General features: G+C 53.6%; 28 protein-coding genes and 1 pseudogene. 16 read left to right on the top strand and 13 right to left on the bottom strand.

Features of this window, described 5'->3' with window-relative positions; genetic code table 11:
* From GURA_RS07815 to GURA_RS07805, 3 genes are read left to right on the top strand one after another with little or no spacing between them, the layout of a single operon-like run.
* A complete protein-coding gene (locus tag GURA_RS07815) occupies positions 1-1,062 on the top strand; it encodes a 4-hydroxy-3-methylbut-2-enyl diphosphate reductase (protein ID WP_011938446.1) in 1,062 nt (353 codons plus the stop codon).
* A complete protein-coding gene (locus GURA_RS07810) occupies positions 1,050-2,018 on the top strand; it encodes an NAD-dependent epimerase/dehydratase family protein (protein ID WP_011938445.1) in 969 nt (322 codons plus the stop codon). The genes GURA_RS07815 and GURA_RS07810 overlap by 13 nt, the downstream gene beginning before the upstream one ends.
* 24 nt (positions 2,019-2,042) lie before the next feature.
* The gene (locus tag GURA_RS07805; protein WP_011938444.1) at positions 2,043-3,011 is read left to right on the top strand and encodes an alpha/beta fold hydrolase; all 969 of its coding nucleotides are present in this window, start codon (positions 2,043-2,045) and stop codon (positions 3,009-3,011) included.
* Positions 3,012-3,488: 477 nt separating this feature from the next.
* On the opposite strand, the gene GURA_RS07800 is transcribed toward GURA_RS07805, so the two are convergent.
* The 12 genes and pseudogenes from GURA_RS07800 to GURA_RS07750 all read right to left on the bottom strand — a co-directional run bounded on the left by GURA_RS07800 (position 3,489) and on the right by GURA_RS07750 (position 12,390).
* Positions 3,489-5,882 carry a heavy metal translocating P-type ATPase gene (locus GURA_RS07800; protein WP_011938443.1) on the bottom strand — a complete coding sequence of 798 codons (2,394 nt, stop codon included), beginning with the start codon at positions 5,880-5,882 and terminating at the stop codon, positions 3,489-3,491.
* Between the two features lie 195 nt (positions 5,883-6,077).
* Positions 6,078-6,368, bottom strand: coding sequence for a metal-sensitive transcriptional regulator (locus GURA_RS07795; protein WP_011938442.1), 291 nt, complete (start codon positions 6,366-6,368; stop codon positions 6,078-6,080).
* A gap of 195 nt (positions 6,369-6,563) precedes the next feature.
* Positions 6,564-7,064 (bottom strand): signal peptidase II, encoded by a 501-nt coding sequence (gene lspA, locus GURA_RS07790; RefSeq protein ID WP_011938441.1) that lies wholly within the window; start codon positions 7,062-7,064, stop codon positions 6,564-6,566.
* Between the two features lie 101 nt (positions 7,065-7,165).
* A complete protein-coding gene (locus tag GURA_RS07785) occupies positions 7,166-8,014 on the bottom strand; it encodes an EFR1 family ferrodoxin (RefSeq protein WP_011938440.1) in 849 nt (282 codons plus the stop codon).
* Between the two features lie 91 nt (positions 8,015-8,105).
* Positions 8,106-8,720 carry a transglutaminase-like domain-containing protein gene (locus GURA_RS07780; protein WP_011938439.1) on the bottom strand — a complete coding sequence of 205 codons (615 nt, stop codon included), beginning with the start codon at positions 8,718-8,720 and terminating at the stop codon, positions 8,106-8,108.
* Between the two features lie 61 nt (positions 8,721-8,781).
* Positions 8,782-9,534, bottom strand: a complete 753-nt coding sequence (locus tag GURA_RS07775) for a DUF169 domain-containing protein (protein WP_011938438.1) — start codon at positions 9,532-9,534, stop codon at positions 8,782-8,784.
* 84 nt (positions 9,535-9,618) lie between these two features.
* Positions 9,619-10,149, bottom strand: coding sequence for a class IV adenylate cyclase (locus tag GURA_RS07770; RefSeq protein ID WP_011938437.1), 531 nt, complete (start codon positions 10,147-10,149; stop codon positions 9,619-9,621).
* A 203-nt stretch (positions 10,150-10,352) separates the two neighbouring features.
* Complete coding sequence (locus GURA_RS07765) at positions 10,353-10,919, bottom strand: DUF6624 domain-containing protein (RefSeq protein WP_011938436.1); 567 nt, start codon at positions 10,917-10,919, stop codon at positions 10,353-10,355.
* Positions 10,920-10,980: 61 nt separating this feature from the next.
* Positions 10,981-11,088 (bottom strand): annotated as a pseudogene (locus GURA_RS25310) (bifunctional 5,10-methylene-tetrahydrofolate dehydrogenase/5,10-methylene-tetrahydrofolate cyclohydrolase); the annotation flags it as partial.
* A 15-nt stretch (positions 11,089-11,103) separates the two neighbouring features.
* Positions 11,104-11,307, bottom strand: a complete 204-nt coding sequence (locus GURA_RS07760; RefSeq protein WP_041245342.1) for a hypothetical protein — start codon at positions 11,305-11,307, stop codon at positions 11,104-11,106.
* Positions 11,308-11,334: 27 nt separating this feature from the next.
* Positions 11,335-11,826 carry a YbaK/EbsC family protein gene (locus tag GURA_RS07755; protein WP_011938435.1) on the bottom strand — a complete coding sequence of 164 codons (492 nt, stop codon included), beginning with the start codon at positions 11,824-11,826 and terminating at the stop codon, positions 11,335-11,337.
* A gap of 93 nt (positions 11,827-11,919) precedes the next feature.
* Entirely contained in the window at positions 11,920-12,390 is a 471-nt protein-coding gene (locus GURA_RS07750) for a GNAT family N-acetyltransferase (RefSeq protein WP_011938434.1), read from the bottom strand.
* Between the two features lie 440 nt (positions 12,391-12,830).
* Here GURA_RS07750 and GURA_RS07745 point away from each other — a divergent pair, with 440 nt between their 5' ends.
* Positions 12,831-14,102: an Hsp70 family protein gene (locus GURA_RS07745; protein WP_011938433.1), complete on the top strand. Its 1,272-nt coding sequence runs from the start codon at positions 12,831-12,833 to the stop codon at positions 14,100-14,102.
* Positions 14,103-14,227: 125 nt separating this feature from the next.
* Here the strand turns inward: GURA_RS07745 and GURA_RS07740 are convergent, their stop codons facing one another.
* Positions 14,228-14,836: a DUF502 domain-containing protein gene (locus tag GURA_RS07740; protein ID WP_011938432.1), complete on the bottom strand. Its 609-nt coding sequence runs from the start codon at positions 14,834-14,836 to the stop codon at positions 14,228-14,230.
* A gap of 152 nt (positions 14,837-14,988) precedes the next feature.
* On the opposite strand from GURA_RS07740, the gene GURA_RS07735 reads away from it, so the two are divergent.
* From GURA_RS07735 to pstS (GURA_RS07685), 12 genes are all read left to right on the top strand, one after another.
* Positions 14,989-15,426: a phosphate-starvation-inducible PsiE family protein gene (locus GURA_RS07735; protein WP_011938431.1), complete on the top strand. Its 438-nt coding sequence runs from the start codon at positions 14,989-14,991 to the stop codon at positions 15,424-15,426.
* A gap of 177 nt (positions 15,427-15,603) precedes the next feature.
* Complete coding sequence (gene pstS / locus GURA_RS07730) at positions 15,604-16,632, top strand: phosphate ABC transporter substrate-binding protein PstS (RefSeq protein ID WP_011938430.1); 1,029 nt, start codon at positions 15,604-15,606, stop codon at positions 16,630-16,632.
* A 109-nt stretch (positions 16,633-16,741) separates the two neighbouring features.
* Complete coding sequence (pstC, locus tag GURA_RS07725) at positions 16,742-17,716, top strand: phosphate ABC transporter permease subunit PstC (RefSeq protein ID WP_011938429.1); 975 nt, start codon at positions 16,742-16,744, stop codon at positions 17,714-17,716.
* Positions 17,713-18,555, top strand: coding sequence for a phosphate ABC transporter permease PstA (gene pstA / locus GURA_RS07720; RefSeq protein ID WP_011938428.1), 843 nt, complete (start codon positions 17,713-17,715; stop codon positions 18,553-18,555). Before pstC ends, pstA begins: the two co-directional genes overlap by 4 nt.
* Positions 18,556-18,797: 242 nt before the next feature.
* Entirely contained in the window at positions 18,798-19,556 is a 759-nt protein-coding gene (pstB, locus tag GURA_RS07715) for a phosphate ABC transporter ATP-binding protein PstB (protein ID WP_011938427.1), read from the top strand.
* A gap of 146 nt (positions 19,557-19,702) precedes the next feature.
* Positions 19,703-20,374, top strand: a complete 672-nt coding sequence (gene phoU, locus GURA_RS07710) for a phosphate signaling complex protein PhoU (protein ID WP_011938426.1) — start codon at positions 19,703-19,705, stop codon at positions 20,372-20,374.
* Positions 20,375-20,554: 180 nt separating this feature from the next.
* A complete protein-coding gene (locus tag GURA_RS07705; RefSeq protein WP_011938425.1) occupies positions 20,555-21,748 on the top strand; it encodes a SpoIIE family protein phosphatase in 1,194 nt (397 codons plus the stop codon).
* 17 nt (positions 21,749-21,765) lie between these two features.
* Entirely contained in the window at positions 21,766-22,767 is a 1,002-nt protein-coding gene (locus tag GURA_RS07700; protein WP_011938424.1) for an ATP-binding protein, read from the top strand.
* Positions 22,739-23,053, top strand: a complete 315-nt coding sequence (locus GURA_RS07695; RefSeq protein WP_011938423.1) for an STAS domain-containing protein — start codon at positions 22,739-22,741, stop codon at positions 23,051-23,053. Before GURA_RS07700 ends, GURA_RS07695 begins: the two co-directional genes overlap by 29 nt.
* A gap of 28 nt (positions 23,054-23,081) precedes the next feature.
* A complete protein-coding gene (locus GURA_RS24615) occupies positions 23,082-23,228 on the top strand; it encodes a hypothetical protein (RefSeq protein ID WP_198134539.1) in 147 nt (48 codons plus the stop codon).
* Positions 23,229-23,257: 29 nt separating this feature from the next.
* A complete protein-coding gene (locus GURA_RS22725; protein WP_232278988.1) occupies positions 23,258-24,520 on the top strand; it encodes an EAL domain-containing protein in 1,263 nt (420 codons plus the stop codon).
* Between the two features lie 68 nt (positions 24,521-24,588).
* Positions 24,589-25,620 (top strand): phosphate ABC transporter substrate-binding protein PstS, encoded by a 1,032-nt coding sequence (pstS, locus tag GURA_RS07685; protein WP_011938421.1) that lies wholly within the window; start codon positions 24,589-24,591, stop codon positions 25,618-25,620.
* The last annotated feature ends 101 nt before the right edge of the window (positions 25,621-25,721 follow it).

Raw genomic sequence — 25,721 nt, 5'->3', positions numbered from 1 at the left:
ATGGAAGTTGTAACCCTGAAAAACGACGGGAGATGCAAATGGCTTGAAAATAAGGTAATGCACGGTATTTTCCCCAAAATGATAGAGCACTCTTTGCGCCCCGGCGCCAAGAAGATGTATCTCATCGTTGAGTGGATCAGTAATGACAATGGCAGAGTAGGAGTTGATCTGAAATGGCTGAAGACTCTCGGTCTCGATGTAGTCGGTAGCTACCGCGACCTTCCGAATGACAATAATTTCATAGTCGTCAACACCGGTTACGACTCGATCGTCAATGAGGAAAAAATTTTAAAGGCACGGGGCGTCGAGATAGTGGACCTCCCATGTTCCTTTATTCGAAAAATCAGAACTATTCTCGAGAAATCCGACGGAACTTTCCAATACGTCCTGCTCTGTGAACCAAATCATATTATTATAAAGAACTACAACTCTATTTTTCCGAAAGATCTGATTCTCGTGCAGATGGCTAATTACAAGGAAAAGATTATTCGGGAACAGAATGGGAAACAGCTGGCACTTCTTCCTTACGTTACTTTTTTGCCCTCTCATATCAACGAAATTTATGATTTCATATGCCATTCTTTTCCGGAACGACAGAGTATGAAATACATAACCAGTTGCATGTGGATCAGTAGTAAAGCCAGTCCTATCGTTGAGATCGAAAGCTTGAGCGAAGAATTGCTTGAAGGGATAACAGATGCATTACTTATTGCAACATCTGGTTCAGTAAATAAATCATTAGTTTCCTTAATCGAGACCATTGAAAAAAAAAATTTGCAAGTAGTGATGGTTTCCAGTCTCAAAGAATTTATAGCCTACGAGAAACAACACCGCTGTGAAAAGATTCTGCTGGTAAAGTCTCCGATCCCGAACAAAGCCGAGAATCCAATCATTGCCTATATTGAACGTGGCTACATACCCGCATTGCTTGTCGTCATAAAAGACAGTACCCTGATAAGACTAATGTTTTTAAAATGTTACAGAGCTCTGGTATACACCAGGAACTATATCAATTATCTATTCACCCATAAAAAGAACATGGGGATTACATGGACATCATGAAGACACAGCTTCGAATCGGCATAACAGGTTGCACTGGGGCTCTCGGCCAGAGGCTGACAGAATTGGCGGCGGCAAAAGGACACATGGTCAGATGTTTAGTTCGCAATACCAACGCTGCCGGCTCAGACATCGAAATCGTACGAGGAGATCTGCTCAATGCAGAGTCTCTTCATGAATTTGTAAAGGATCTGGATGTCTGCATTCATCTGGCCGCCATGGTCAGTCATGCCTCAAAGGAACAATATCAGGCGATCAATGTAACCGGGACAGAAAATCTCTGCAATGCGCTCTTGCTCCATAATCCCGGTTGCCGCCTCATTCATTGTTCCACCATTTCCGTTTTGCGCCTAAGGAGATACCTGAAATTTTTGAGCACCAATTATGCCATAAGCAAATATTATGCAGAGAAGAAGGTGACGTGGTTCCAGAAGAAGAAAGGGTTAAAGGCTATCATCATCTATCCCGGCCTCATCTTCGGACCTTATGACAGTAAATTCATTCCATTTATCGCCCAAAGCCTGAAAAAAGGCAAAGTATTCCTGGTTTCAGGGGGCGAGCGACGGGCACCGCTGATCTTTATCGACGATCTTTGCGAGCTTTTCTTGCTTGCAGCGGAAAACGAGAAAGCCATCGGCGGCAAATATGTGGGAGTAGGGAGACTTGAAATGGGCATTCACGATTTCATCAGGCTCATTGCCGAAAAGACAGGTTCGCCTATCCCCTGGCTCAAATTCCCGAAATGGCTGGTTTTCCCGTTGGCCATGATTTCAGAAGGAATTTATTCCTTGCTCGGCAGGGAGAAGCCGCCCGCTCTGACAAAGCGGGCAGTCGATATCCTTTCCATCAATTTCGCGCACAGCTGCGACAACGATCTCGGTTGGCAACCTAAGACGACAGTTTTCGAAGGGGTTGATCAGGCATGGCACTGGTATTCTGAAAACAATATCTGTCTGTAAAATATTTCGAGGAGGGATTTAATTATGCGTAAGATCTTTGCAACTTGGTTTTTCATGATGTTCCTTGCGGTATTTGTCATCAATTATGATGCAAAGGCCGCCCATTTTGACGAAAAGAGCTATGAATTCAAGCAAATACAAGAGTTCAGCCATTACATTCCTGCCGATGCAGGAGTTACCCTGCATGTTAAGGAAAAAGTGGCGCGCAGGCTTATTGGGCAACAGGTTTCAAAGGCCATTATCCTCCTTCATGGGGGAGGGACGGATCACATGATATACGATGTGCCAGTCAAGGGTTATTCACTCATGAACTTCCTTGCGGAGCACGGCTATGATGTTTATGCCGTCGACAACCTGGGATTCGGGGCAAGCACCCGGCCGACGGACGGCAGAACGATATCCACGGAAACATCGGCAAAACAACTCATTGCCGTCATACGGCACCTGCAGGCTGAGAAAGGGATCGGCAAGGTCGATTTGCTGGGAGATGGGACCGGCGCCTGGCAATCGGTGAAGGCGTCAATGGAAGCTCCTGAACTGGTGGGGAATGTCATCCTTCTGAGCGGTTTCTACTTCAAGATTGGCGATGTGGCGGCGCAAATCCTGCCGGAACAGATGTTTCTCGATGCTCCAAACGGCTACATGAATTTCGTCCCACAACTGTACCCCTTATTCATTTCATCGGAACCAGAAGTCATGGAGTGGGTCCAAAACTATTACAATGAAACCCGCTCGTTCTCCGTTGGATTCTTCCTCGAATCATACCGTCTGCCGGTCATTGAAGATCTGGAAAAATTTGACAAGAGAGTGCTTATTATGAATGGTCCGGGAGATATCGCCTCATCAAAGGCCGATGTCCTCGAATTAGTCACTAAAATCGGCAGCAAGGACATCAGCTTCGTTTATGCGAACAAAGTGGGCCACATTCCTTTCATCGAATGGAATTACCGGTACATTCAACAAGCTGTAATCAAATTTCTCGATGGGCAATAGGGGTAGCCAATGGCAAATTTAACAAAATGGCCCAAGGAGCGACACCTAAGAAGTTTTCTGAGGTAGTTGCTGAATGGCCTCGTTTTTTGGGTCTTGGCATAATGGTTTTCATAGGATCATGGTGGTGGCAAATCTCTCAAAAAGAACCCTCATATGTGATATGTCGAAATTGTAAGGATGTATCTGAAAAGGGAATAAGTTTCATCTTTCATCTGTGAAAAGTATGATGGCGAATTGGAGAATTTAGAGCACATGAAAAAGGTTTAGACCTGCGCAATTGCCAATTGCGTAGGTCTGACCTTTCACATTCTTCTGTCAGCCTCACGGTTACGACGAATGGTATTCGCCCTCTCCTGTATTCGGCCGTTTCCCCTGCTTCCCGCAGGACGCCTTCGCAGCCGTGACGGTTGCGAGTTGCTGAGATAGTCCGGCCTTCATCTCTTCCATCCTGTGGTTTGTTCTTCCATCCTGTTCCTGTCACAACTTATTTCTCACCCGTTTCAGCAGCAGCGAATTGGTCACCACCGAAACCGAAGAGAAGGCCATGGCGAGGCCGGCGAACTCGGGCTTCAGGGTGATCCCCAATGGATAGTAGAGAACCCCGGCGGCGATGGGGATGCCGAGGATGTTGTAGAAGAGTGCCCAGAAGAGGTTCTGCTTGATCTTCGCCAGCGTGGCCCGCCCTAACCTGATAGCCCGCACTGCGTCCATCAGGTCGTCGCGCACCAGGATAACGTCGCCGGTTTCCTTGGCCACGTCGGTCCCGCCGCCGATGGCGATACCGATGTCGGCCCGGGCCAGGGCAGGGGCGTCGTTGATGCCGTCCCCCACCATCCCCACCGACAGCCCTTTCTCCTGGTACTCCTTCACCACCTGCTGCTTCCTGTCGGGGAGGACCTCCGCCTCGAAGCCGTCCACTCCCACCTGACGCGCAATGGCAGCGGCCACGGCCCTCTGGTCGCCGGTGATCATGAAAGTCTTGATCCCGAGGCGCCGCATCTCCACCACCGCGGCCGCCGAAGACGCCTTCAGCCTGTCGGCCAGGGCAGCGATGCCGAGGAGCCGCTCGCCCGCCGCCACATAGATCAGCGATTTCCCCTCTTCGGCAAGCCGTAGCGCGGAAGCCTCCAGCGACGCAACGGAGATGCCGGCCTCTTCCAGGAGGCGGGCGCTCCCGGCCATAAGCTGCATGCCGCCGAAGGTGCAGGCAACGCCGAATCCCCCTTTTTCACGGTAATCGGAAACGGGACCGGGCGCGATTCCCCGCGCCGTCGCCCCCTGCACCGCCGCCTGGGCCAGCGGGTGGGTCGACTGTGACTCGGCCGAGGCGAGGCATTCCAGGAACCTCCCCTCGTCCACGGCCTTCGCTACAACCACGTCGGTCAGCGTCGGACGCCCCTCGGTCAGGGTGCCGGTCTTGTCCAGCAGGATTGCCTGAAGTCTGGAGATGTTCTCCAGCACCGACCCCCGTTTGATGAGGATGCCGCGGGAAAGCCCCACTCCGCTCCCGACCATGATGGCGGTAGGCGTGGCAAGCCCCATGGCGCAGGGGCAGGCGATGACCACAACGGCGATGACAAGCTTGAAGGCGAAGAGGAACGGCTCGTTAAGCAGAGCGTACCATAGGCCGAAGGTGAGGAGCGCCAGCGCCACAACCACCGGCACGAACACACCGGAGACCCGGTCGGCGAAGCGCTGGATCGGCGCCTTGTCTCCTTGCGCCTCCTGCACCATTTTCACGATCTGGGAAAGGAGCGTCTCCTCTCCCACCCGCGTGGCGCGCACCCGGATAAGACCGGTCCGGTTAATGGTGGCGCCGGTAACAGCATCTCCTGCCACCTTATCCGCAGGCACCGACTCGCCGGTCACCATGGATTCGTCCACGCTGGTGCTTCCCTCCACGATCTCTCCGTCGGTGGGGATTGTCTCGCCGGGGCGGACCAGGAGCAGGTCGCCAACCCGCACCATGGAGGCCGGCACCTCTTTCTCCCCCTCATCCGTGATGAGCCGCGCCTTGTCGGCCTGAAGCCTGAGGAGCTTCTTCAGGGCTTCGCCTGCCTTGCCGCGGGCCCTGGCTTCCAGGTACTTGCCGAGGCGGATGAAGGCGATCAGCATGGCCGAGGTCTCGAAAAAGACCTCGCCGCCATGTTCGCCGAAGGCGCCGAAGAAGGCAAACAGGGAATAGAAGTAGGCCGCCGATGTCCCAAGGGCCACCAGCACGTCCATGTTGGCGCTGCGGCTTTTAAGGGCGTAGAAGGAGCCGCGGTAGAAGGTGAGCCCGGCCGTGAACTGGACGATGGAGGCCAGCACCAGGTTCATCCACCCGACGGCCCGGATGTGGTGCACACCCATGGTGAGCATAATGGGGAGGGAGAGGAGGAGGCTCGCCATGAACCAGTTGCGCTGGTTCCGGTATGTCTTTGCCTCGTCCTCCTTTGCCGCCCCTTCCGGAACCGGCTGGTAGCCGGCTGCGGTCACCACGGCACAAATCTCCGCCGGGGCGATGGTTGATGGATCGAAGCGGACAAAGGCCGACTCCTGCGCCAGATTAACCACCGCCGCAGTCACACCAGGCGCGGCGAGGAGCTTTTTCTCCAGGTTGTTTACGCACGAGGCGCAGTGCAGCCCCATGACGCCGAAGCGGAGCTCCCCTGCGCCCCCCTTGGCCCTGATGCCGTACCCGAGCTTCGTGACCTTCTCCTCGATCGCCCCGCTAGTGATGACAGCGTCGTCGAACTCTACCAGCAACTCCTCCATGGCGAAGTTAACGGAAGCCCGGCTGATGCCGGCGGTCTCTCCGAGCGCCTTCTCGATCCTGGCCGCGCAATTGACGCACGACATGCCGGTGATAGCGAATGCAGCTTTTTGCATGTGGCCCCTCCTTAGGGACTGTCAGGAAATAACTGTAACAATCATGCATCTCATCTTCGGGCCGTCTTTCGCCATTCCTCAATCGCCAAATCCTCAGCGTAGCTCTGCTACGCCTGCGGTTTGCCTCAATCGGACCTACAAAATTCGACCCAAATCTGAACGCCTTATATGTAACACTTATTTCCTGACAGTCCCTTACTTCAGAAACCGCGACAGCGCGGTTTTGACTTCATCAAGAAGTTCCTGCTGCGTCATAGGCTTGGCGGTTTCATGTTCCGAGCCGCTGCCATGCCCCAGCACGCACATCTCCAGATGCCTGGTGAGCAACTCGATGCCCAGGGCATCCAGGGCCGAGCGCACGGCCGCAATCTGGTTAAGGATATCCACGCAATAGCGTTTGTCTTCCAGCATCCGCTCTATCCCCCCCACCTGTCCGGCGATGCGCTTGACCCGCGTCGCCAGCCTTTTCTGTGATGTACCGTTCATGCGATCCTCCTGTTCATGCAATACCCATTGGGGGTATGTCGCAATACAAAGATACCCCCAAGGGGTATATGTGTCAAGGGAGATTTCAGGGGAATTTGTGGGTGACGCATGTCCGGGCGTGACGAAACCGAGAAAAGTTCCGCCATGGAGACACTGTCCTGGGCTTGAGGAAAGCCGTTTTAGGGGCTGAAAAGCTTAAAGGGCCGGCTTCTTTTTTGAAGCTTTGAAAGAAATGGCGAAGAGCCAAACAACGCCAAATGAAATCGCAATATCGGCAACATTAAAGACCCCGGTACGCAATGAGCCTATGCCTATATTCATAAAGTCGATGACGCACCCGTCGTTGAAAATACGGTCAATCAAGTTCCCGATACCGCCTCCGACCACAAGGGAAAGGGAAATCATTTTTACTTTAGAATTATTCGGGGAAACCAGAAGGTAAACGAGCATGCATGCCAGAAATATCCCAGTAAAAAAGGTGAATACCCAGAATCTTATGTTCTCGGGTGAACCGGCCCCAAGGCTGAGAAAAGCCCCGGGATTCTCGGCATACTGCAAACGAAATATATTGTTTAAGAAAGCGATTGGTTCTGAATTTGCCAGACCATGCCGGGCAATGTTTTTGGTTACCTGGTCACATCCGACACAGGAGAGCAACACAGGCGCAATCAATAAAGTTCTTTTTACCGGATTCATGTTTGATCTCCTTATCTTTTTTTATTTCTTGATCCTCTAACGAGAAAGCTGAGGCGCTGGCGCGCCTTACAGCGCCAGTCGCCTCCAGCCGCTCGTTATGACTATTCGACCTTATGAAAAACAATGTCATTCACTCGCGCCCCCTGCCATCGAAAATCTCGCTTTGATATGAGTTCTCGTAAAATATCTTCCACCTTCACCTCAGGGTGATGGTACCGTTCGTAGTTCTTCGTCTTCTTTCCATACTGAATGCATTCTTCGGGGCACCACTGGATGCAGGCGAGGCACTGTTCACAGCTGCCGTGCCAGAGGGGTCTTCCCGCTTCCAACGTGATGTTCTTCACGGGGCAAGCCCTCTCGCAGATGCCGCAGGAGGTGCACGTGCCATCGATATGAAAGCTATTGTCCAACGTCTTCACGAGGTTGTAGGTCATCTTGTATAATCCGGTGAAAAGCACTCTCTGCCACAAGGGGCCCTTCTCTATGAGTCCCGACTTCCGGTTTGAGATATACAATGCCGCGACCTTGATTTTCTCCGTCGCCGCGTTGAATAGTTTCCGCTGCACCTCCACCGGACCCGGCCCTCCCCAAGGAATATAATTGCTCGGAAATTTAATGTCGAACCCGGCGGAAAGAGTGAGGCCGTCCTTGGCCATGAGCTCCTTGAGCTGAATGAGGGTGCGCGATACCTGCCCGCCGTTAACCGCAACGGCGAAATAATAGACACCGGGTCGCTTTCCCATCGATTGAAGAAAATTACGCACAAGCCTCGGGACGCCCCAGATGTGGACCGGAAAGACGAGACCGACCATATCGGCTTTGCTGCTGTGCGAGCCGTGATTCATCCGGTGCATCGGTACGAGCTCCGTGTCGCCGAGCTTTTCAGCGAAGGCACGCGCTGTCCAGAGGGAATTGCCGGTGCCGGTATAATAGTAGATGACTGTATTCATGGTCGTGCCCGTATGAAATGATTTGGTGGAAGTCGATAACGTCAAAGCTCGCCGGGAAGGTTCCTAATCCGGTGGCGTGCTTTTTCGGTTGCTATGCGTTCTTATTTTCAAAGGCTTTTGGCAGATCCAACCACAGCTCTCTTCTGCTATCATACTTTTTCAGCTTACTAACCACATTACTTACCGGTGCAGCGAATAACGTATCGTAGATGAATTCACCCGCCGAATCTTCCATGGGAAATGCGAGCTGCTCGTTAACGATACTGAATTGGGCATTGATCCCCCTTGTATTGCCCCGCGCATCCACTTGTATCCATTTGCCAAGGCTGGAGAGGTAGATGCCGTTAAGGCCATGCAATACAAGCTCATTATTAACCGGCGGATTAAACCGTAAAACCTGGTAGCAAAAACCGGCCGGGATATTGACAGCCCGCAGAAAAGCCGCCAGGAGATGGCTCTTCGAAAAACAAATACCAGTACCATGATGAAGCACTTCACTCGCGGTACATGTCACTATTTCCAGTCCGGCATCATTGGTATGAGGAATGGTATCTCTGACCCATTCGTACAAACAGCGGGCCTTGTCAACTTCATCGGGTATCGACCGTGTAAGTTCCAAGGCTGTCTGCCGGACATGCGGCGTTTTCCAGTCCACGATTGCATCTGAAATCAGATAGTCATCCAAATTCTTAGATTCCGGGTTCATAATTTCCTCATTTATGCGATGTGATACGTTCCTCAAGTTCTGTTCCAAGGATCTTGTCCCATTATACAGCCGGTTTCGCGGCAAACGAGATCCGCTCCCGCACCTTTTGCCATTGATGTTTTTCCAGGAAACTACCGGAGATGTTGGATTCCATCTCCAGGAACATGCCCCATGAAACGCTGAATGAAAGAAGGTCCGCGTCTATATAGGGGCGAGCGGTAATATCGGTCAACCCCACCACCGCCCGCGGGCGCTCCTGCTGTCCCTCATGGTACGGAAGCAGGCAGATGGTATGGCATCCTGCGCTGAAAGGGATGATGACGTTATCGGCGCCCGGCCTGCCGTAGTTTGCCAGTACTACCAGGGCCGACAGTTGGTCCGGGTTTGTGTACATGCAGACCACCTGGGGTGTTTCTCTCGCCGGGCCCACATTTGCCAGCGGCTTGAAAATCACATACTTCTCCGGGATGTCGGCAAAGGGAAGCTGGTCGGCATAGCTCTTCGCCAACTCCGGGCTTTTCTTGTACGCCTCCCCCTCTCGGCCGGGGGTCCCTGTGGAGAGGAAATTTTCGATCCCGCCCGGGACATCCGGGTAGGTATTGCCGAAGCAGAGCCCCACCTTGCCCCCCATGCAGCCGGCCGTGCTGCGGTCGAACACCGCCGTTTTTCCCTTCGCCGCCGCTGTCATCATGGCCACCACGCACCCCCAGCGCCCCTCGGTGAACTGGAGCACACCTTCTGGCTTTTCGTCGGTGAAGATGATAGCCACCGGCTCATGCCGGAGCTTCAATTCCTTGGCGATTCTGCTCTCCATATGTTTTTCTCCTTCAGGAAAATGCCGTTGAGAGGCGCGGTAATGGCTCACCAATGGGTGAATGGACTCCACCTTTCAATGCCTTTATTTGACATGATCAGGCGCAGTTTGGTCAAGCAGATCGACATACGCCCCTTCAATGAGTTGAATTGATGCAATACCCAGCTTTCCGATCAGATCTTGCGCAATCTCTTTGCCGGTTTCCATGGCTTCGCCATCCGACAAGACGACCTCCAACTCGAGGAAGTGCCCCAGATCTTCAACTCTATCGAGATGAATGCGTGTTCTGCCGGCAAGGAACAAGGTACGGTGTTTGCGTACACGCCCGACTTGACCATAAGCCAGCGATAAAGACTCTCTAAGTACATCTGGTGCAGATGTTGGAGAGATGAGATAGAACGATTCTTTAGGCCCTGCCTGATCGGGGCGTCGATAGAAGATAAGCTCGCCCTCTGTGGAGGAAAAAGCACGAAGCTTCAGCCTGCCGTTCGGGCAAGTAAAAAACGTATCGTCTTGCAGTATCTCGATTGGCCCTTTGTCCGCAAGTGCGGCTGCCTTTGGAATTATAGCTTCTACATTCTCGATGCGTGCCTTTATTTCGATATTCCTGGCCATATATTAAGATTCCTAACCCCGATGAACGGGATAAGTCCCTTCACGAAAAATTCTTCGCAAAAAACATGCAAATAATTTTTCTAAGGGACTAACAATAGTTTGACTTGGCCGAGGCTTTCCATGTGCGGCAGGGTATCACCCTTGCAGACGCAGAGATCGCCAGGGGTTTCACAAGGTGTTCGATAACCATCTGATCCATCGTGTCAGCGCGCAATGTCCTTATTGAACCTGTCAGCCTCACGGTTACGACGAATGGTATTGGACATCTCCTGTATTCGGCTTGTCGCTTCCGCGAGAGTGCCCAATCCCATCTCCCTCCGTAAATAGTCGACTTCAGATGGGTTCTCTATCGGCAAAGGGAAGGCAGTTCCATTTTCATCTACATCATGCTGTGTACCATAGATTTGCGGCCTTCCGGACATAATCAGCACTCTGTCTTGCAGATAGGCGAAGTGCACGCCTTCCGCTTCTCCGTTTCTTACGGCCTCTCCGAGAAGTGCCAGACATACCCCCATAAATTCAGTATCAAGCACCGCATGCTGGACGACGAGCCATGCCGCTTCTGCACCCTCCTTGCCTGCCAGACTGATCCCCGGCCATCCATATTGTTCGACGATTTGCTTTATACGCACATTGTTTCGCTCGTGAACTTCCTTGATTCTCGGATGGTATTCGACCGTACCTAATTCGCCACTATCGACCAGCTCCTGCAATACTCTCTGGTCTTCATGCTGCATCGAAAGAAGCTCATCGTGAAGTTCTTTGTTCAAGGCTCAATTTCCTTTGGCGGGTCAACGGCTAACGTCGTTGCACCGCTGGGTCAGCCCGTGATCAGACCGACCTGGATGCACGAATTTCAGCAGCCATTACCGTGTTCCGTAGCAACATTGCAACAGTTGTTGGTCCAACTCCACCCAATCTTGGGGTAATCCAGCCTGCAACTTCGCCAACGGATCAACGGCTCTGCTCTTTTCTCAACCGTTCATACTCCAGGTAATCGGGCGATTCCGGCTTGCCGACGCGTTCCGGCGGTGGGTTCTGCAGATCGTTTTGCGTCCGGAATCCTTCATAGAGCCCATGCCGTATGTTGTCGGTCGCGCAGCCCGCAAAAAGCAGCAGACAGAGCAAAGTAAGCAGTAATATTGTGGATCGGATCATAAGGAACCTCCTGAAGCAATTCATTCACTACCGCGAAAAAGCACCTATCCGCCCACCGGTCAGCCTTGCAAGATCAGCGGGCGCTATCTCCAGGGTCCGGTCAGAGCGGCCGATACCGCAGTAGATGGTCGGCACAATCGTCAGCACGTCATCATCGATGAGAACAGTAACATCTTCCCGGAGCGGGAGCGGTGAAACGCTCCCCGGCTCGACCCCGAGGAGTTCCCGTACCTCCTCCGGCGAGAGGGAAGCAAGGTCGCGGCGGTTGAAGCCGACGAGAGCCGCGAGCCGTGGATAATCGACCCTTCTGGTCCCCCGGAGTGCAGCCAGAACAAGTCCGCCGTTGCGGGTGCGAAACGCCACGGTCTTGACTATCCGCACCACCTCGAACGACAGGTTTTTCTCCGCATCCTCCACCGTCCGCGTCGCTGCGTGCGCGTGAAGGATGAACGGGACGCCGCTCCGCTCGACAATCTCCGCCAGGCGCCGAAAAGCCGTCTCCCCTTCCCCCGAATCCATGGCGTCATCTCCCATTTATTCCGACAGTTGCCCCACTTACCTTTTCCCCCGTTCCCGCCTGATTCAGCCAGCCTTCGCGCCGGGCATCACCCCTCATACGGTCTTGCCGCGATGTATCCGCTTCTCCATGAAAACGAGCGTGAGCGCCGGAGTCACCGCCTCGGTCCGGAAAACACTGTAGCCGAGCCGTTCGTACAGGCGGATGTTGGCAACGCTTTTATGGCCGGTGAAGAGCTCGAACTGTTCGACATCGGCAAAAGCCGCCTCGATGGCTGCCATGAGGCGAGTGCCGATCCCTTCTCCCTGCCGTTCGGGATGGACCATGAGCCGGCCGACTTGACAGGTGTCGCCGACCTCAAACCCTTGCACTGAACCGATGATCTTTCCCCCCTCAACCGCCTTGAGAAATACGCGACGTGGAAACTCGGCGGTAATCTCGCCCAAGGTCTGGGTGAGGGGCGGGATGGTGAAGTCGTTGTAGAGCTCCGCCTCGCTCAGATAGGCCAGCTTCTGCAACGCCAGAATCTCGACGGCATCATCGGCGGTTGCTTGTTCTATTTTCATGATTCGATATTTCCTCCGGCTATTCAGGTTCAGCGGTTAAAGAAAGTGCATAGAAGCGGGAAGGAATATGCCGCACAAAGCAAAACAAACAAAATGATCAAAATGTTATTTCAACAACAACTAAGGATATAGCGCCATTTTTTTGATTTTCCAAGAAAATATTAATATCGCATTTCCGGATGTCACTTCATCCCCCCTGCTCATGAGAAACTTCGCCGTCGTTGTCATCATCCTTCTCGGCATCCACTTCAGGGAAAGCACCGTCAACTTGTTGGTAATGCCGGCGACGACGCTGCTAAAAGTAATGGGTAGTCGGGGTTTTTACCCCCCCACGACTTTTTTTCCAGCGACGCAATTCTTGTCTTGTGTCCAGGCAAGGTGGTGGGTTAAAGTGCCCGGTTCAGATTCCAGGCTCTTTTTTCCGCATGGGGAGTTAAATAATGCAAATAGTATTCGGCATCGACTTTGGGACGACCAATTCGGCGCTATCGGTATACAGAAACGGTGCGGTTGAAATCGTAGACATCGATGAGTACAACACCACCGGGAAACTGATGCGCTCGGTCCTTTATTTTAACGAGGACAACGAGATATTTGCCGGCCACGAGGCTATCAACAATTATGTCCATGAAGGAGCGGCAGGGCGTTTCATGCAGTCCATCAAGACCTTTTTACCGAACACCAGTTTTGATTGCACCGAGGTCTATGGCAAAAGATACGCCATCGACGATCTCGTCGCAATCATCCTCGGAAAAATCAAGGCAAAGGGCGAAGCCCACGTGGGGCATACGGTGGACAGCGTTGTTCTGGGCCGTCCGGTAATCTTTTCCCGGAATGCCGAAAAAGACGCCGTTGCCCAGAACCGGCTGGAAAAGGCGGCGCGTAAGGCGGGGTTCAAGCATATCTGGTTTCAATTCGAACCGGTAGCGGCAGCGCTGGCTTTTGAAGAAAGTTTAAAGCCGGGAGAGGAGAAGGTGATTTTTATCGGTGATTTTGGCGGCGGGACATCGGACTTTACGGTGATAAGGGTCAAAGGCGGTGCCTTTGCCAGGGCTGACCGGCGGAGCGACGTTCTGTCTCTCGGCGGTGTCTATATAGCCGGTGATAAATTCGATTCACAGATCATGTGGGATAAAATAGCCAAGTATTTTGGGCGGCATGTGAAATACAAAGGCATGGGCAAGGATGAATGGTTCGACATCCCCCAGAGCATCATCTCTACCCTGTGTCAATGGCACCGGATTCCGTTATTGAGAACGAGAAAGACGAGAGAACATATCCGCCTGATAAAAAACGCTGCCAGTGACAAAAAGGCGATAGAGCACCTGGAAAACATCATTACGGACAATTACGGTTTTTTCCTGTTTCAATCAATCGAGAAGGCCAAGTGCGAGCTTTCTTATGCCGACCATGCGCAAATCAGCTTCAAGGAGCGCGACCTTTCCATCAGCGAAGAAATCAGTAAAAGCGAGTTCGAATCCATCAACTTTGAAAATTTCGAAAAGATCGCCTGCTGTGTGGACGAAGTCGTAGCCAAATCCGGGGTTTCCCATCAACAGATTGACACGGTTTTCCTTACCGGCGGAACTTCCCATATCCCCTATGTCCGAAAGCTTTTTGCCGACCGCTTCGGTAAAGAAAAACTGGAGAATATGGATGCCTTTACCAGTGTTGTCCACGGGCTTGGTGCCAGTGTACCGCTGTTTGTTTGATACGGCCCGCCCCCGCTGTTAAGCCGCTGTTCCCGGCTTGATTCAGTATTTCCCCTTTCTGAAATACTCCGGTTTTTTGCATGTTTTCTCCATGTCCGTGGTGAAAAGCATTTTTCAAAAACGCTTTAACCGACGGGCGTTTCATCGCGCACCACCACGCCGCCGGAAACCACGAACTTGACCGCGTCTTCAACTGTCATGCCGCTCTCCAGCACCTCATCTTCGCGGAAGAACAGGGCAAAACCGGAGGTGGGGTTGGGCATGGTCGGCACGTAGACCACCACCAGCCGTTCACCGTTCCGCATTACCTCGGCGGTGACAAAGCCGACGGCGCGCACCCCATTGCGGGGCCATTCGACGAATACCGCGCGGCGATAGGAGGTCTTTCCGTCCTTGAACACATGGGTCAGCTGCTTGCTGGAAGTGTAAATCGACTTCACGAGCGGAATTTTTGAGAGGAACGCGTCCCACCATTTGAGGAACTGGGTTCCGAGGACATTGGACGCCAGAAGGCCGGAAAGGTAGATGACCACCGCACCGGTCAGCATACCCAACCCGGGAAAATGGAACTCTTCATGGGCAATGGCGCTGAACAGGCTGTCCAGATAGGAACCGAGGATTCCGTCGGCAAAATTGAAGAGAAACTTGAGAATAAAGATGGTTATCCCAAGAGGGATGACCACGAACAGCCCTGTGACAAACTTGCTTTTAAGATGGTTGAACACCTTTTCCATAGCGCCCCCCTCGTAAATCTTTAACGACCATGACGCCGCTCATCTGAAGATACCTTTTCCCCTGCCAATGTCAATATTTTCCCAGTCCTGACTTGCATTTAACGAGGCTGTAACATTCAGCCGCTATCCTTTATCGAAAAAAAGGAGGAATCATGTGGAAAGAAGATGTCGTTGATTTAAAACTGACCAGATTTTTCGAGATTTCAGCCAGGGTTCTTTTGAGCCTGCTCATTGCCGCAATACTGTTGGCGATCCTGACGGGAATTATCTACACCTTTTACGATCTGAGGCTGATCTTCATCACGGAGTTTCATACCGCGTTCAGGACATTCCTCGTCGATGTGCTCACCGTCCTGGCCATCGTCGAAATATTACGAACCGCGCTGGCCTACTTTACCGAGGGACGGGTCAAGGTCACCTACATCATCGACACGGTCATGGTCACCGTCCTCACCGAAGTGATGGCCTTCTGGTACAAGGAAATGGACTGGCAGCAGCTGGCCATGGTGATCATCCTCGTCCTGTCGCTGGCCTTTGTCAGGATTATTGCCGTCAGGTATTCACCCCGCAGCCACCGTGCAGAATTGTGAAAAGATGGTAATATTTCTTGGATAGGGTGGCAGAGCACGCAGATGTTTTCTCCCCTTTCCCCCTTCACAATGCAACGTTCACGCTTTTTCACCGAATCTTTCCCAACCTGTAACATGGTTGTAACATTTAGCAGGCAATAATAAGCCCAAAGCAAACATAAAAAAGGAGGAACATACATGCTCAACATCATCCGTAAAAGCATTCTGACCCTGGCCATCCTGGCGGTAACCGCCATCTCCGGCCAGGCATCGGCAGAAACGCTCATCAACGGCGCAGGCGCAACCTTCCCCTACCCGCTCTACTCCAAGTGGTTCGCCGAATACGCCAAGGTCGATCCGACCGTCAAGTTCAACTACCAGTCCATCGGCTCAGGCGGCGGCATCAAGCAGATCACTGCCCAGACCGTCGATTTCGGCGCTTCCGATAAATTCCTCTCCGACGCAGAACTGAAGGCTGCCCCCGGCAAGCTGCTCCACATCCCGACCGTTATGGGCGCCGTGGTCGTCACTTACAACGTTCCCGGCGTGGGTAAAGGGCTGAAGCTTTCTTCCGAAGATGTGGCTGATATCTACCTGGGGAAGATCACCAAGTGGAACGACCCGAAGATCGCCAACGACAACCCCAAGATCAAGCTTCCCAACCAGCCGATCATCGTTGTTCACCGCTCTGACGGGAGCGGCACCACGAGCATCTTCACCGACTATCTTTCCAGCGTCAGCCCGGAATGGGCAGGCAAGGTGGGCAAGGGTGCTTCCGTCAAGTGGCCTATCGGCCTCGGCGGCAAGGGTAACGAAGGGGTTGCCGGACAGGTCAAGACCACCCAGTACACCATCGGTTACGTGGAACTGGCCTATGCCTTCGAAAACAAGCTTCCTTTCGCCACATTGAAAAACAAGAGCGGCAATTTCGTCGAGCCTTCCATCAAGTCCACCAGCGCAGCAGCTGCCGGCGCGGCCAAATCCATGCCTGCCGATTACCGCATCTCGCTGGTCAACCAGCCGGGCAAGGATGCCTACCCGATCGTCGGCTTCACCTGGCTCCTCGTCTACCAGGACCAGAAGGACAAGGTAATAGGAAAGAAGCTGGTCGAGTTCCTCAACTGGGAATTGAAGCATGGCCAGAAGATGGCCGACAAGATCCTCTATGCGCCACTCCCTGCTAACGTGGCGAAGATGGTGGAAAAAACCGTCAAGAGCATCAAGTAACAGCTTCAAACACCAATCCGCCCGGGCAGGGTCCGCCACCGATTGCACCTGCCCGGGCCTTTTTCTGCCGAAACTTTTATTACAACCGTTTCAACATTTCGTTACAAACATGTGGAGGAAGGCCGTGCCGCCCGAAGCAATCTCACAGAAGTGGAACATCAAAACCGGCCTGAACGGCGACTTCATCTTCAAGGGGATCACCGTCGTTTTCGCCTTCAGCATCCTCGCCATACTGCTTCTCATGGTCTACGAAATGGTCGGCGAGAGCCTCCCCGCCATGAGAAAATTCGGCTGGCGGTTCATCACCAGCAGTGATTGGGATGCGGTGCAGGAGACCTTCGGCGCGCTTCCCTACCTCTGGGGCTCGGTGGTTTCATCGATCCTCGCCCTCCTTCTCGCAACGCCGCTTTCCATCGGCAGCGCCGTCTTCATCACCGAGATCGCGCCGAAAAAGTTCGGCGGCGTGATCGCCGCCCTGGTCGAGCTCCTGGCCGCCATCCCGAGCGTCATCTACGGCCTCTGGGGGGTGCTGGTCATGGCGCCATGGCTGCAGCGGACCGTCCAGCCGTTTCTCATCGATCACTTCGGCTTCCTCCCCCTCTTCAAGGGGGCACCCTACGGGGTGAGCATGCTCGCCGCGGTCTTCATCCTGATGATCATGGTGGTGCCGATCATCACCTCCATCACCAAGGAGGTGCTTCTGGCCGTGCCCCAGAGCCAGAAAGAGGCTGCCATCGCCCTCGGCGCGACCCGCTGGGAGATGATCCGCATGGCAGTCCTCCCCTACGGCCGCTCCGGCATCCTGGGAGCGGTGATCCTCGGCCTGGGGCGGGCCATCGGCGAGACCATGGCGGTCACCATGGTGATCGGCAACACGCCGCAGATATCCCTGTCGCTCCTCTCCCCCGCCTACACCATGCCGAGCGTCATCGCCAACGAATTCGCCGAGGCAAGCTCGCAGCTCCACTCCGCGGCGCTCATGGAGATCGGCCTCATCCTGCTGGTGGTCACCCTCGTCATCAACGCCCTTGCCCGCTTTCTGATCTGGAGCGTGAACCGAAAACAGAGCGGAGGTGGACTATGATGCGGAGTGTCGCCCTGCGCAAGGCAAAAAACCTGCTGATGACGGCGCTGATGGTCGCTGCGACCCTGTCGGTGCTGGTGCCGCTCGTCTTCATCTTCGTCCATATCGTGAAGATGGGACTTAGTTCCGTAAATCTCGACTTTTTCACCCAGATACCGAAACCGACCGGCGAGACCGGCGGCGGCATGGCCAACGGCATGGTGGGCTCCGCGGTGATGATCGCCATGGCCTCGTTAATAGGCCTCCCCATCGGCATCTTCGGCGCCATTTACCTGGCCGAATACGGCGGCAGCCGCATCTCCACCGTCATCCGCTTTGCCGCCGACGTACTTTCCGGCATCCCCTCCATCATCACCGGCATGGTCGCCTACACCCTGCTCGTGGTGCCGATGAAGGGCTTTTCCGCCCTGGCCGGCGCAGTGGCCCTGGCGATGATCATGATCCCCATAGTGCTCCGCACCACCGAGGAACAGCTGAAGATGGTCCCCGGCACCCTGCGTGAAGCCTCGCTGGCACTGGGGGTGCCGCTCTGGCGCACGAGCCTCAAGGTCACCCTGAGGAGCGCCATGACCGGGGTCATGACCGGCATACTCCTCTCCGTCGCCCGGGTAGCGGGGGAAACCGCGCCGCTCCTCTTCACAGCTCTCGGCAACCAGTTCTGGAGCAGGAAACTCACCGAACCGATGGCGGCGATGCCGCTACAGATCTTCAACTTCGCCATCTCGCCATACGAGGACTGGCACCGCCTCGCCTGGGCAGGCGCCCTGGTCCTGGTGACGGTCATGTTCTCCTTGAGCCTGGCTGCGCGGTATTTCGGCAGAAGCAGACAAGAAGGCTGACAACCTGCCACGGAGACACAGAGACACGGAGAAAAACGAAAAATACAACATTGTCGAACCGCAAAGTCGCAAAGGGCGCCAAGAAAACTTAAAAAAAGCTATTTTTTAGTGCCTTAGACAAAAAGAAAGTAGTTTTCGATTTTACTTTGCGAACTTTGCGGTTTAGGCTCTTTGGGGCCTTTGCGGTTCAAAGGTTCTGATTCTATCTATACGTATTTCTGGCAAGAACAAAAGAGGTCTGAATGAACACCAAGGTAAAACTGGAAAATCTCAACGTCCATTTCGGCAGCAACCACGCGGTCAAGGATGTCTCCATCGACTTCCCGGAAAACAGCGTCACCGCCATCATCGGCCCTTCGGGGTGCGGCAAATCGACGGTGCTCCGCTCCATCAACCGGATGCACGACCTGGCGCCTGCGGCACGGGTCACGGGCAAGATCATCCTTGACGACACCGACATCTACGACAAGGGGGTGGACCCGGTCTCCATCAGGAGAAGGGTCGGCATGGTCTTCCAGAAACCTAACCCCTTCCCGGCCATGTCGATTTATGATAACGTGATTGCCGGTTACAAGCTGAACGGCAGGGTCAACCGGAGCGAGGCGGACGAGATCGTCGAGTCGTCTCTCAAACGGGTCGCCCTCTGGGACGAGGTGAAGGACCGGCTGAAGGCAAGCGCCATGGAACTTTCCGGCGGCCAGCAGCAAAGGCTCTGCATCGCCAGGACCATTGCCGTAAGACCGGAGGTGATCCTCATGGACGAACCGGCTTCGGCTCTCGACCCGCTCTCGACCCTGAAGATCGAGGAACTGATCGAGGAACTGAAGGAGAAGTACACCATCATCATCGTCACCCACAACATGCAGCAGGCCGCCCGCGTCTCCGACTTCACCGCCTTTTTCTACCTGGGAGAGCTGATCGAATGCGGCGAAACGAGGAAGGTCTTCACCACCCCGGACAAGAAACAGACCGAGGATTACATCACCGGCCGATTTGGGTAAGAACCGGTTCGACGTTCGACGTTCGACGTTGAAAAACCTTAAACCTGAAACTTCGAACTTAGAACTTCGAACTTCGAACTTAGAACTTAGAACTTCGAACTTAGAACTTCGAACTTCGAACTTCGAACTTAAAACATGAGGTTACCATGGAAAGAGAACATTTCAGCAAAGTATTCGACGAGGAACTGAACACCATCCGCGAGAAGCTCCTCGAAATGGGGGGGAAGGTGGAGGTGATGATCGCCAACTCGATGAAATCCCTCGTGGAGCGGGACTCCGAGCTGGCCGAACGAACCATTGCCTTTGACCACGAGATCAACCACCTGGAGATGGAGATCGACGAGAGATGCCTGGAAGTGCTGGCGCGCCGCCAGCCGGCAGCCCGCGACCTGCGTTTCATCACCCTGGCGCTCAAGATCGTCACCGACCTGGAGCGGATCGGCGACCAGTGTACTGGCATTGCCAAAAGGGCCAAGGAGCTGAACATGGAGCCGCCGCTCAAACCTTACATCGACCTCCCCCGCATGGCCGACTGGGCTTCGATGATGGTCAAGGAAGCGCTCGACGCCTTCGTCCGCGGCGACGACACCCTGGCGATCAAGGTCTGCAAGGACGACCAGTTCGTGGACGAGCTGAACGAGCAGATCCAGCGGGAACTCCTCACCTTCATGATGGGGGACCCGTCCACCATCAGCCGCGCCATCAAGGTCAACTACATCTCCAAGTGCCTGGAGCGGATCGCGGACCACGCCACCAACGTGGCAGAAATGGTCATCTTCATGGTCAAGGGGAAGGACATCCGCCATACCATCGCCTGATCTGCAAGCGGGTTGATCGCAAAGGGGCGCAGCGGCTGTTGCGCCCTTTTTTTGCAGTTCCCCATCCCGGCCATAACCCTGAAAACGCCACCTTTCATTAAAACATTTACCCTCCTGTAACACGATTTCCACATTTCTCTTCTATGATGGTCGTAAAGCTAATGAGAGGCGACGATCATTATGGAAAATGCCCACCATGTGACCCACTGTTTAAGAGAAATCGTAAAGACAACCGAAACGATAAGTCCAGACCTTGCGGTAAACGACGTGTTGGAAATCTTCAAGAACGACCCGTCGATCCTGGCGATACCGGTTGCCGACGGAAGAAGGTTCTGCGGTGTTATCAGCCGCAAATTGCTCTTTTATCATCATCTGGGACGACCTTTTGCCCTGGAACTCTACGGGAAAAAACCGATCAGGATACTGCTGGAAAAAAACTGCGTCTGTATGGAACCGGAACTGGAGGTCAGTGATGCATTGGCGAGACTCCTGGCTGTAGATCCACTGCTGGAGACCGATTGTTTTGCCGTTACGGAGGGAGAACAGTGCATCGGCATTGTATCCGTTTCCGATCTGATGATGAACATCTCCGCCAATCAGGCGCTGCTCCTTGGCGCCCTCGAACGCCTCAGCGCCCGCATCACGGATGAAGTGAGGAAAGCCGGCGAAATCCAGCAGGCGCTCCTCCCCCTCCCCGACTCCTCTTTCGACAAAATCAGGGTCAGTGGAGGGATCACCACATCATCGGAAATCGGCGGAGATTATTTTGATTACTTCCCTCTGGGCAATGACAGGCTGGGACTTGTGGTTGCCGACGTAAGCGGTCACGGCGTCCAATCGGGAATGGTGACCACCGCTGCCAAGGCGAGCCTCCACACACTCATCTCCCTGGGAATCGATACGCCCGCTGAACTGCTCTTCGGCATGAACAACGCCATTCTCACCACGGCCCGCCAGACCCTGCTCATGACCTGCCTGATAGCGGTAATCAATCCAAAGCAAGGGCGGCTCGTCATCGCCAATGCTGGTCACAACTTCCCCTATCTGTACAAATCCGGGACCGGGTCGCTGGAGATGGTGGAAGACGCTTCCGGCTTCCCCCTCGGGTTCGAGGAGAACTGCCGTTTCCAGGAATGCTCTGCAACGTTCGAGGCTGGCGATACCCTCTTCCTCTACTCCGACGGTATTGTCGAATGCACGGACAAGGCGGGAGAAGATTTCGGCTATGAGAGACTGGAAGCCTTTCTCAACGAACATGTCACTCTGCCGCCCGATATTGCAAGGAAACTGCTGCTGGAAGCACTCGAAAAATTTACCGGTACCCGGTCCTTTGCTGATGACGTAACTATTCTCATTGCGTCCTCGACACTATAGCAATTAAGGAGACTACCATGCAGTTAAACGATCCCGTTCTGGCGCTGTTCGCTGATGCCGACGATGAAAATACCTGGTACAGCTCCTTGAGCATGATTCCCGAAGTCATCAGGATAATCGCCAATCGCTTTCTACTCGTTACCCTCGACAACATGCGCGGATTGGGAATAAATCCGCGACTGGCGATTGTTTCCGGCGCTCTTTATCCCACTATGATGCCGGAACTTATCAAAGAGCTGAAGAATAATTTCCCGAGAATGGAAATTCTGGTGCTCTCGTCGACCGTCGCTCCCTTCCCGCAGATTGAACGGCTCCTGACCGACAAAGTCAGACATCTGGTTATCGAACCCATCTCGCAAAACGCCGCTTTGTGCAGAAATCAGTCGCCTCTGTTGCTTGCCGTAAACAACCTCGTCAACAAACAAAAATGGGAGATTGCCGAATATGTGAAAGACGGCACACAAATCCATGTTTTTCAGCTCTCGTCTTCTAATGAAAAAGAGCAGGTAATAGGTACGATAGAAAGCATGGTTCAAGGTGAAACGGCCGAACATGAACTGCTTCGGCAGAAAGGGGCGCTACTGGCGGACGAAATGCTGGAAAACGCTTTCTATGGGGCGCCCAAAGGGGCCGACGGCAACAAGATATTCAGAAAAGGGGAGCAGAGGTCGCTCCTCCCCGGTGAGAAGATCGTCTTTAGTTTTGCCTTTGACGGCGAAACCCTTGCCATGGAAATGGCGGACAACTGGGGAAGCCTCGCGCCAGACATGATCATGGAATATCTGGCCAGGAACCAGAACAGCATCGGGCTGCCGGATGACATCGGCGGGCGTGGCCTGTTCATCATCTGGCGATTTCTCGACCAGTTTCATGTGAACATAACCCCGGGAAATCAGACCGTCGTTGGTGGGCATTTGCGTGTATCATCACCCTTCCCGCCTGAAGCGCCGCGCGGCTTCCACATCACTACTACCGAAAAGGAGAAAATCAATGGATGCACTATTACACATCGTTCCTGACCGTTTTCCACAATACGATTACTTCGCGCTGAACGGCAACATCGACGCCCAGGCGGAAAAACAGCTGAAAGAACTTCCGGCAAAAGTCAAGCAGCCGAAGGTCACCATCGACTTCAGCAAGACCGGCAGAATCAATTCAATGGGGATCGCTCTTCTTCTCCGCTGTTTCAAGGCCATCAGGGAGGAGAAAAAGGCCGATATCGAACTTGTCGGCCTTACCCCCATGAACACCATGCTCTTCAAAATGACCGGAATATTCCTGTTGGCAACCCCTGCCAAGGTATAACAGTCGAAAATCGTGAAGGAGAATGATTATGAAACTGACATGCTTGGAATTTTCTCTCTTGGATTTTTCAGAAATGGACCAGCAGATAGCCAAACTGAAGGCGTTACGGGATTCCTACCATGCAGCCAACGTGGGACATTACGGAGAATATCTGGCCGCGCTCCTCAACGACTGACGTTCACCGGAAAAAGCATGGAGGTGCAGGTGACAGCTTTACCACTTATACCGCAGCAGTCAACCACCGTCTATCGGCGCCGCATTCCGAGATTGGAAGATTCTTTCAGCGACTGCAGCTACCTGTTTTTGAAATTCAAGGAACACCTGAAGAGTTCGGGGCACGCAGGCATAGTGGCGCTCAACTTTGCCAACAGTGGCCATGGCATGGAAACTGCCGGCAAAGCCATCGCCCTTTTCATCAGGATGATGGATAAACGGCTCACAGGGCGCATTGAAGGCGGTTACAAGGCTGCCGACGGCGAATACTTTCTGCTCCTCGTACCCAGCGGCGACTACTGCGAACAACATTTCCACGAGGATATTGAAGTAATCCGCCGGGAACTCCGCAGTTATTTCTCTCTCAGCCATATAAAAAGAAAAACATTTTACAACACGGAAACGGTCGATGCCTTGTTCAGGCTCGACGGGGTCTTCCTCTCCAACCGCGACGAAGAAAATGCCGACAACGCCCTTTTCAGGGCCTTCCAGGAGCTTTTCAGCGCCTCTGCATCGCCTGTTGTGCAGCAGAGCGCAGACCGGCGTGAAATAGAGGAAATCATCGCCAACGGTTTGATTACCCCCCTCTTCCAGCCGATTATCTCCCTGTGTGACGGCTCCGTCTACGGTTATGAAGCATTGAGCCGCGTCAGCAGGCCGAGCCACCTCGCCGACCCGGAGCTGCTCTTCGCAAAATCGGGCGAATACGGCCTCACCTTCCCCCTGGAGAGGCTATGCCGCAGAAAGGCGCTCATCAGGGCCAAAGAGCTGGGAATTTCCGGGCGGCTCTTCCTCAATGTCTGCCCGAGTCTCCTCCAGGCAAACGACCATAAAAGGGGAGTTACCGCCGCATTGCTGGACGAACTGGGGATCCAGCGCTCCAGCATCACTTTTGAGCTGACGGAACGAACACTGATCGAGGATTACGAGCTGTTCAACCGGGTCCTCTCCTACTATCGGGAACAAGGTTATTCCATCGCCATCGACGACCTGGGTTCCGGTTATGCCGGCCTGAAAATGCTCGCCCGGATGGAACCCGACTATGTAAAACTCGCCCGGTTCCTCATCTGCGACATCGACGCCTCATCCACCAGGCAGGCCCTCGTCGAAGCGCTCGTCACCTTCTGCGGCAAGATCGGGGCAAAGGTCATTGCCGAAGGGGTCGAGCGCGAGGAGGAATTGGACTACCTTCGAGACATCGGCGTGACGCTCTGTCAGGGGTATCTGCTGGCCAGGCCGTCCGCCACTCCATAGACGTGAGTAACTGCCGTTTTTAGAATTAAATAACATTCAAGAGTAGTATCGGGAAAAAGGAGAGATTGATGGTCAAAACGATTTGTAAACGTATTTTTGTACTGGTTTTGCTGGTAATGGCTGCAACGACGGGGCAGGCTTTTGCAGAAACTGTCCTGAAAGGCGCCGGTGCGACGTTTCCATATCCGCTCTACAGTAAATGGTTCAGGGATTACGCCGTGGTTGACCCTGAGGTTTTCTTCAGCTATGAAGCTGTCGGCAGCGGTGGCGGCATTAAGCAAATCATGGCTCAGTCAATCGATTTCGGTGCTTCAGACAAATTTCTCACCGACGAGGAATTGAAAGCTGCACCCGGCAAACTCCTCCAGATACCGACGGTGATGGGGGCAGTGGCGATAACCTACAATCTGCCTGGTGCAGGTTCAGGGCTGAAGCTTACACCGGATATCCTGAGCGATATTTTTCTGGGCAAAATCACCCGCTGGAATGATCCGCGTCTCGCTTCCGTCAATAAAAAGCTGCATCTTCCCGATAAGGGCATCATCGTAGTTCATCGTTCTGACGGCAGTGGGACGACCAATATCTTTACCGATTATCTTTCCGGCGTGAGTGGCGAATGGGCTCGGAAAATCGGCAAAGGAACCACCGTTGAGTGGCCGGTCGGCATTGGCGGCAAAGGGAGTGGCGAGATAGTGAATCAGATCAAGACCGTACCCTTTACCATTGGTTATGTGGAAAATGCCTATACAATGGTGAACAATCTTCCTGCCGCTGCTCTGAAAAACAAAAGCGGCCGATTCGTCAACCCGACCATGCGTTCGGTGCGGGCTGCAACGGTCGATGCGGTGAATCGGATTACGGATGATTACCGCATATCTCTCGTCAATCAGTCGGGGAAAGAGGCTTATCCTATCGTCGGTTTCACCTGGCTTCTTGTCTATCAGCAGCAGAAGGATCCGGTAAAGGGGAAGAAACTGGTTGAGTTTCTCAATTGGGAGTTGAGAAAGGCTGAAAAAATGACATCAACGCTCTTCTATACGCCGCTCCACGAGAAACTGGCCGACATGGTGGGAAAAACCATCAGCAGCATTACCTATTAACCCCAAAACGGCAGTCAGCCAGTAGAGTAGGAAGCAGGTTACTACATCATTAGGTTTGGCTTGTCCGTTTCCGCCCCTTTCGTTTGGCGGTGCCTAAGTAG

The sequence above is a fragment of the Geotalea uraniireducens Rf4 genome (assembly GCF_000016745.1).
Classification (GTDB): Bacteria; Desulfobacterota; Desulfuromonadia; order Geobacterales; family Geobacteraceae; genus Geotalea; species Geotalea uraniireducens.
Note: the sequence above shows the minus strand (reverse complement) of the source record. Positions and strands in the feature narration are given on the sequence as shown.

Coding starts and splice junctions, on each gene's coding strand:
- GURA_RS07750 (WP_011938434.1), bottom strand. CDS start 12,390: ATGAAAATAGAACAAGCAACCGCCGATGATGCCGTCGAGATTCTGGCG.
- GURA_RS07785 (WP_011938440.1), bottom strand. CDS start 8,014: ATGAATACAGTCATCTACTATTATACCGGCACCGGCAATTCCCTCTGG.
- GURA_RS07755 (WP_011938435.1), bottom strand. CDS start 11,826: ATGGATTCGGGGGAAGGGGAGACGGCTTTTCGGCGCCTGGCGGAGATT.
- pstC (WP_011938429.1), top strand. CDS start 16,742: ATGTGGAGGAAGGCCGTGCCGCCCGAAGCAATCTCACAGAAGTGGAAC.
- GURA_RS07745 (WP_011938433.1), top strand. CDS start 12,831: ATGCAAATAGTATTCGGCATCGACTTTGGGACGACCAATTCGGCGCTA.
- pstB (WP_011938427.1), top strand. CDS start 18,798: ATGAACACCAAGGTAAAACTGGAAAATCTCAACGTCCATTTCGGCAGC.
- GURA_RS07805 (WP_011938444.1), top strand. CDS start 2,043: ATGCGTAAGATCTTTGCAACTTGGTTTTTCATGATGTTCCTTGCGGTA.
- pstS (WP_011938430.1), top strand. CDS start 15,604: ATGCTCAACATCATCCGTAAAAGCATTCTGACCCTGGCCATCCTGGCG.
- GURA_RS07810 (WP_011938445.1), top strand. CDS start 1,050: ATGGACATCATGAAGACACAGCTTCGAATCGGCATAACAGGTTGCACT.
- pstA (WP_011938428.1), top strand. CDS start 17,713: ATGATGCGGAGTGTCGCCCTGCGCAAGGCAAAAAACCTGCTGATGACG.
- GURA_RS07795 (WP_011938442.1), bottom strand. CDS start 6,368: ATGAACGGTACATCACAGAAAAGGCTGGCGACGCGGGTCAAGCGCATC.
- GURA_RS24615 (WP_198134539.1), top strand. CDS start 23,082: ATGAAACTGACATGCTTGGAATTTTCTCTCTTGGATTTTTCAGAAATG.
- GURA_RS07700 (WP_011938424.1), top strand. CDS start 21,766: ATGCAGTTAAACGATCCCGTTCTGGCGCTGTTCGCTGATGCCGACGAT.
- GURA_RS07770 (WP_011938437.1), bottom strand. CDS start 10,149: ATGGCCAGGAATATCGAAATAAAGGCACGCATCGAGAATGTAGAAGCT.
- pstS (WP_011938421.1), top strand. CDS start 24,589: ATGGTCAAAACGATTTGTAAACGTATTTTTGTACTGGTTTTGCTGGTA.
- GURA_RS07780 (WP_011938439.1), bottom strand. CDS start 8,720: ATGAACCCGGAATCTAAGAATTTGGATGACTATCTGATTTCAGATGCA.
- GURA_RS07760 (WP_041245342.1), bottom strand. CDS start 11,307: ATGATCCGATCCACAATATTACTGCTTACTTTGCTCTGTCTGCTGCTT.
- GURA_RS07695 (WP_011938423.1), top strand. CDS start 22,739: ATGGATGCACTATTACACATCGTTCCTGACCGTTTTCCACAATACGAT.
- phoU (WP_011938426.1), top strand. CDS start 19,703: ATGGAAAGAGAACATTTCAGCAAAGTATTCGACGAGGAACTGAACACC.
- GURA_RS07815 (WP_011938446.1), top strand. CDS start 1: ATGGAAGTTGTAACCCTGAAAAACGACGGGAGATGCAAATGGCTTGAA.
- GURA_RS07775 (WP_011938438.1), bottom strand. CDS start 9,534: ATGGAGAGCAGAATCGCCAAGGAATTGAAGCTCCGGCATGAGCCGGTG.
- GURA_RS07800 (WP_011938443.1), bottom strand. CDS start 5,882: ATGCAAAAAGCTGCATTCGCTATCACCGGCATGTCGTGCGTCAATTGC.
- GURA_RS07705 (WP_011938425.1), top strand. CDS start 20,555: ATGGAAAATGCCCACCATGTGACCCACTGTTTAAGAGAAATCGTAAAG.
- lspA (WP_011938441.1), bottom strand. CDS start 7,064: ATGAATCCGGTAAAAAGAACTTTATTGATTGCGCCTGTGTTGCTCTCC.
- GURA_RS07740 (WP_011938432.1), bottom strand. CDS start 14,836: ATGGAAAAGGTGTTCAACCATCTTAAAAGCAAGTTTGTCACAGGGCTG.
- GURA_RS07735 (WP_011938431.1), top strand. CDS start 14,989: ATGTGGAAAGAAGATGTCGTTGATTTAAAACTGACCAGATTTTTCGAG.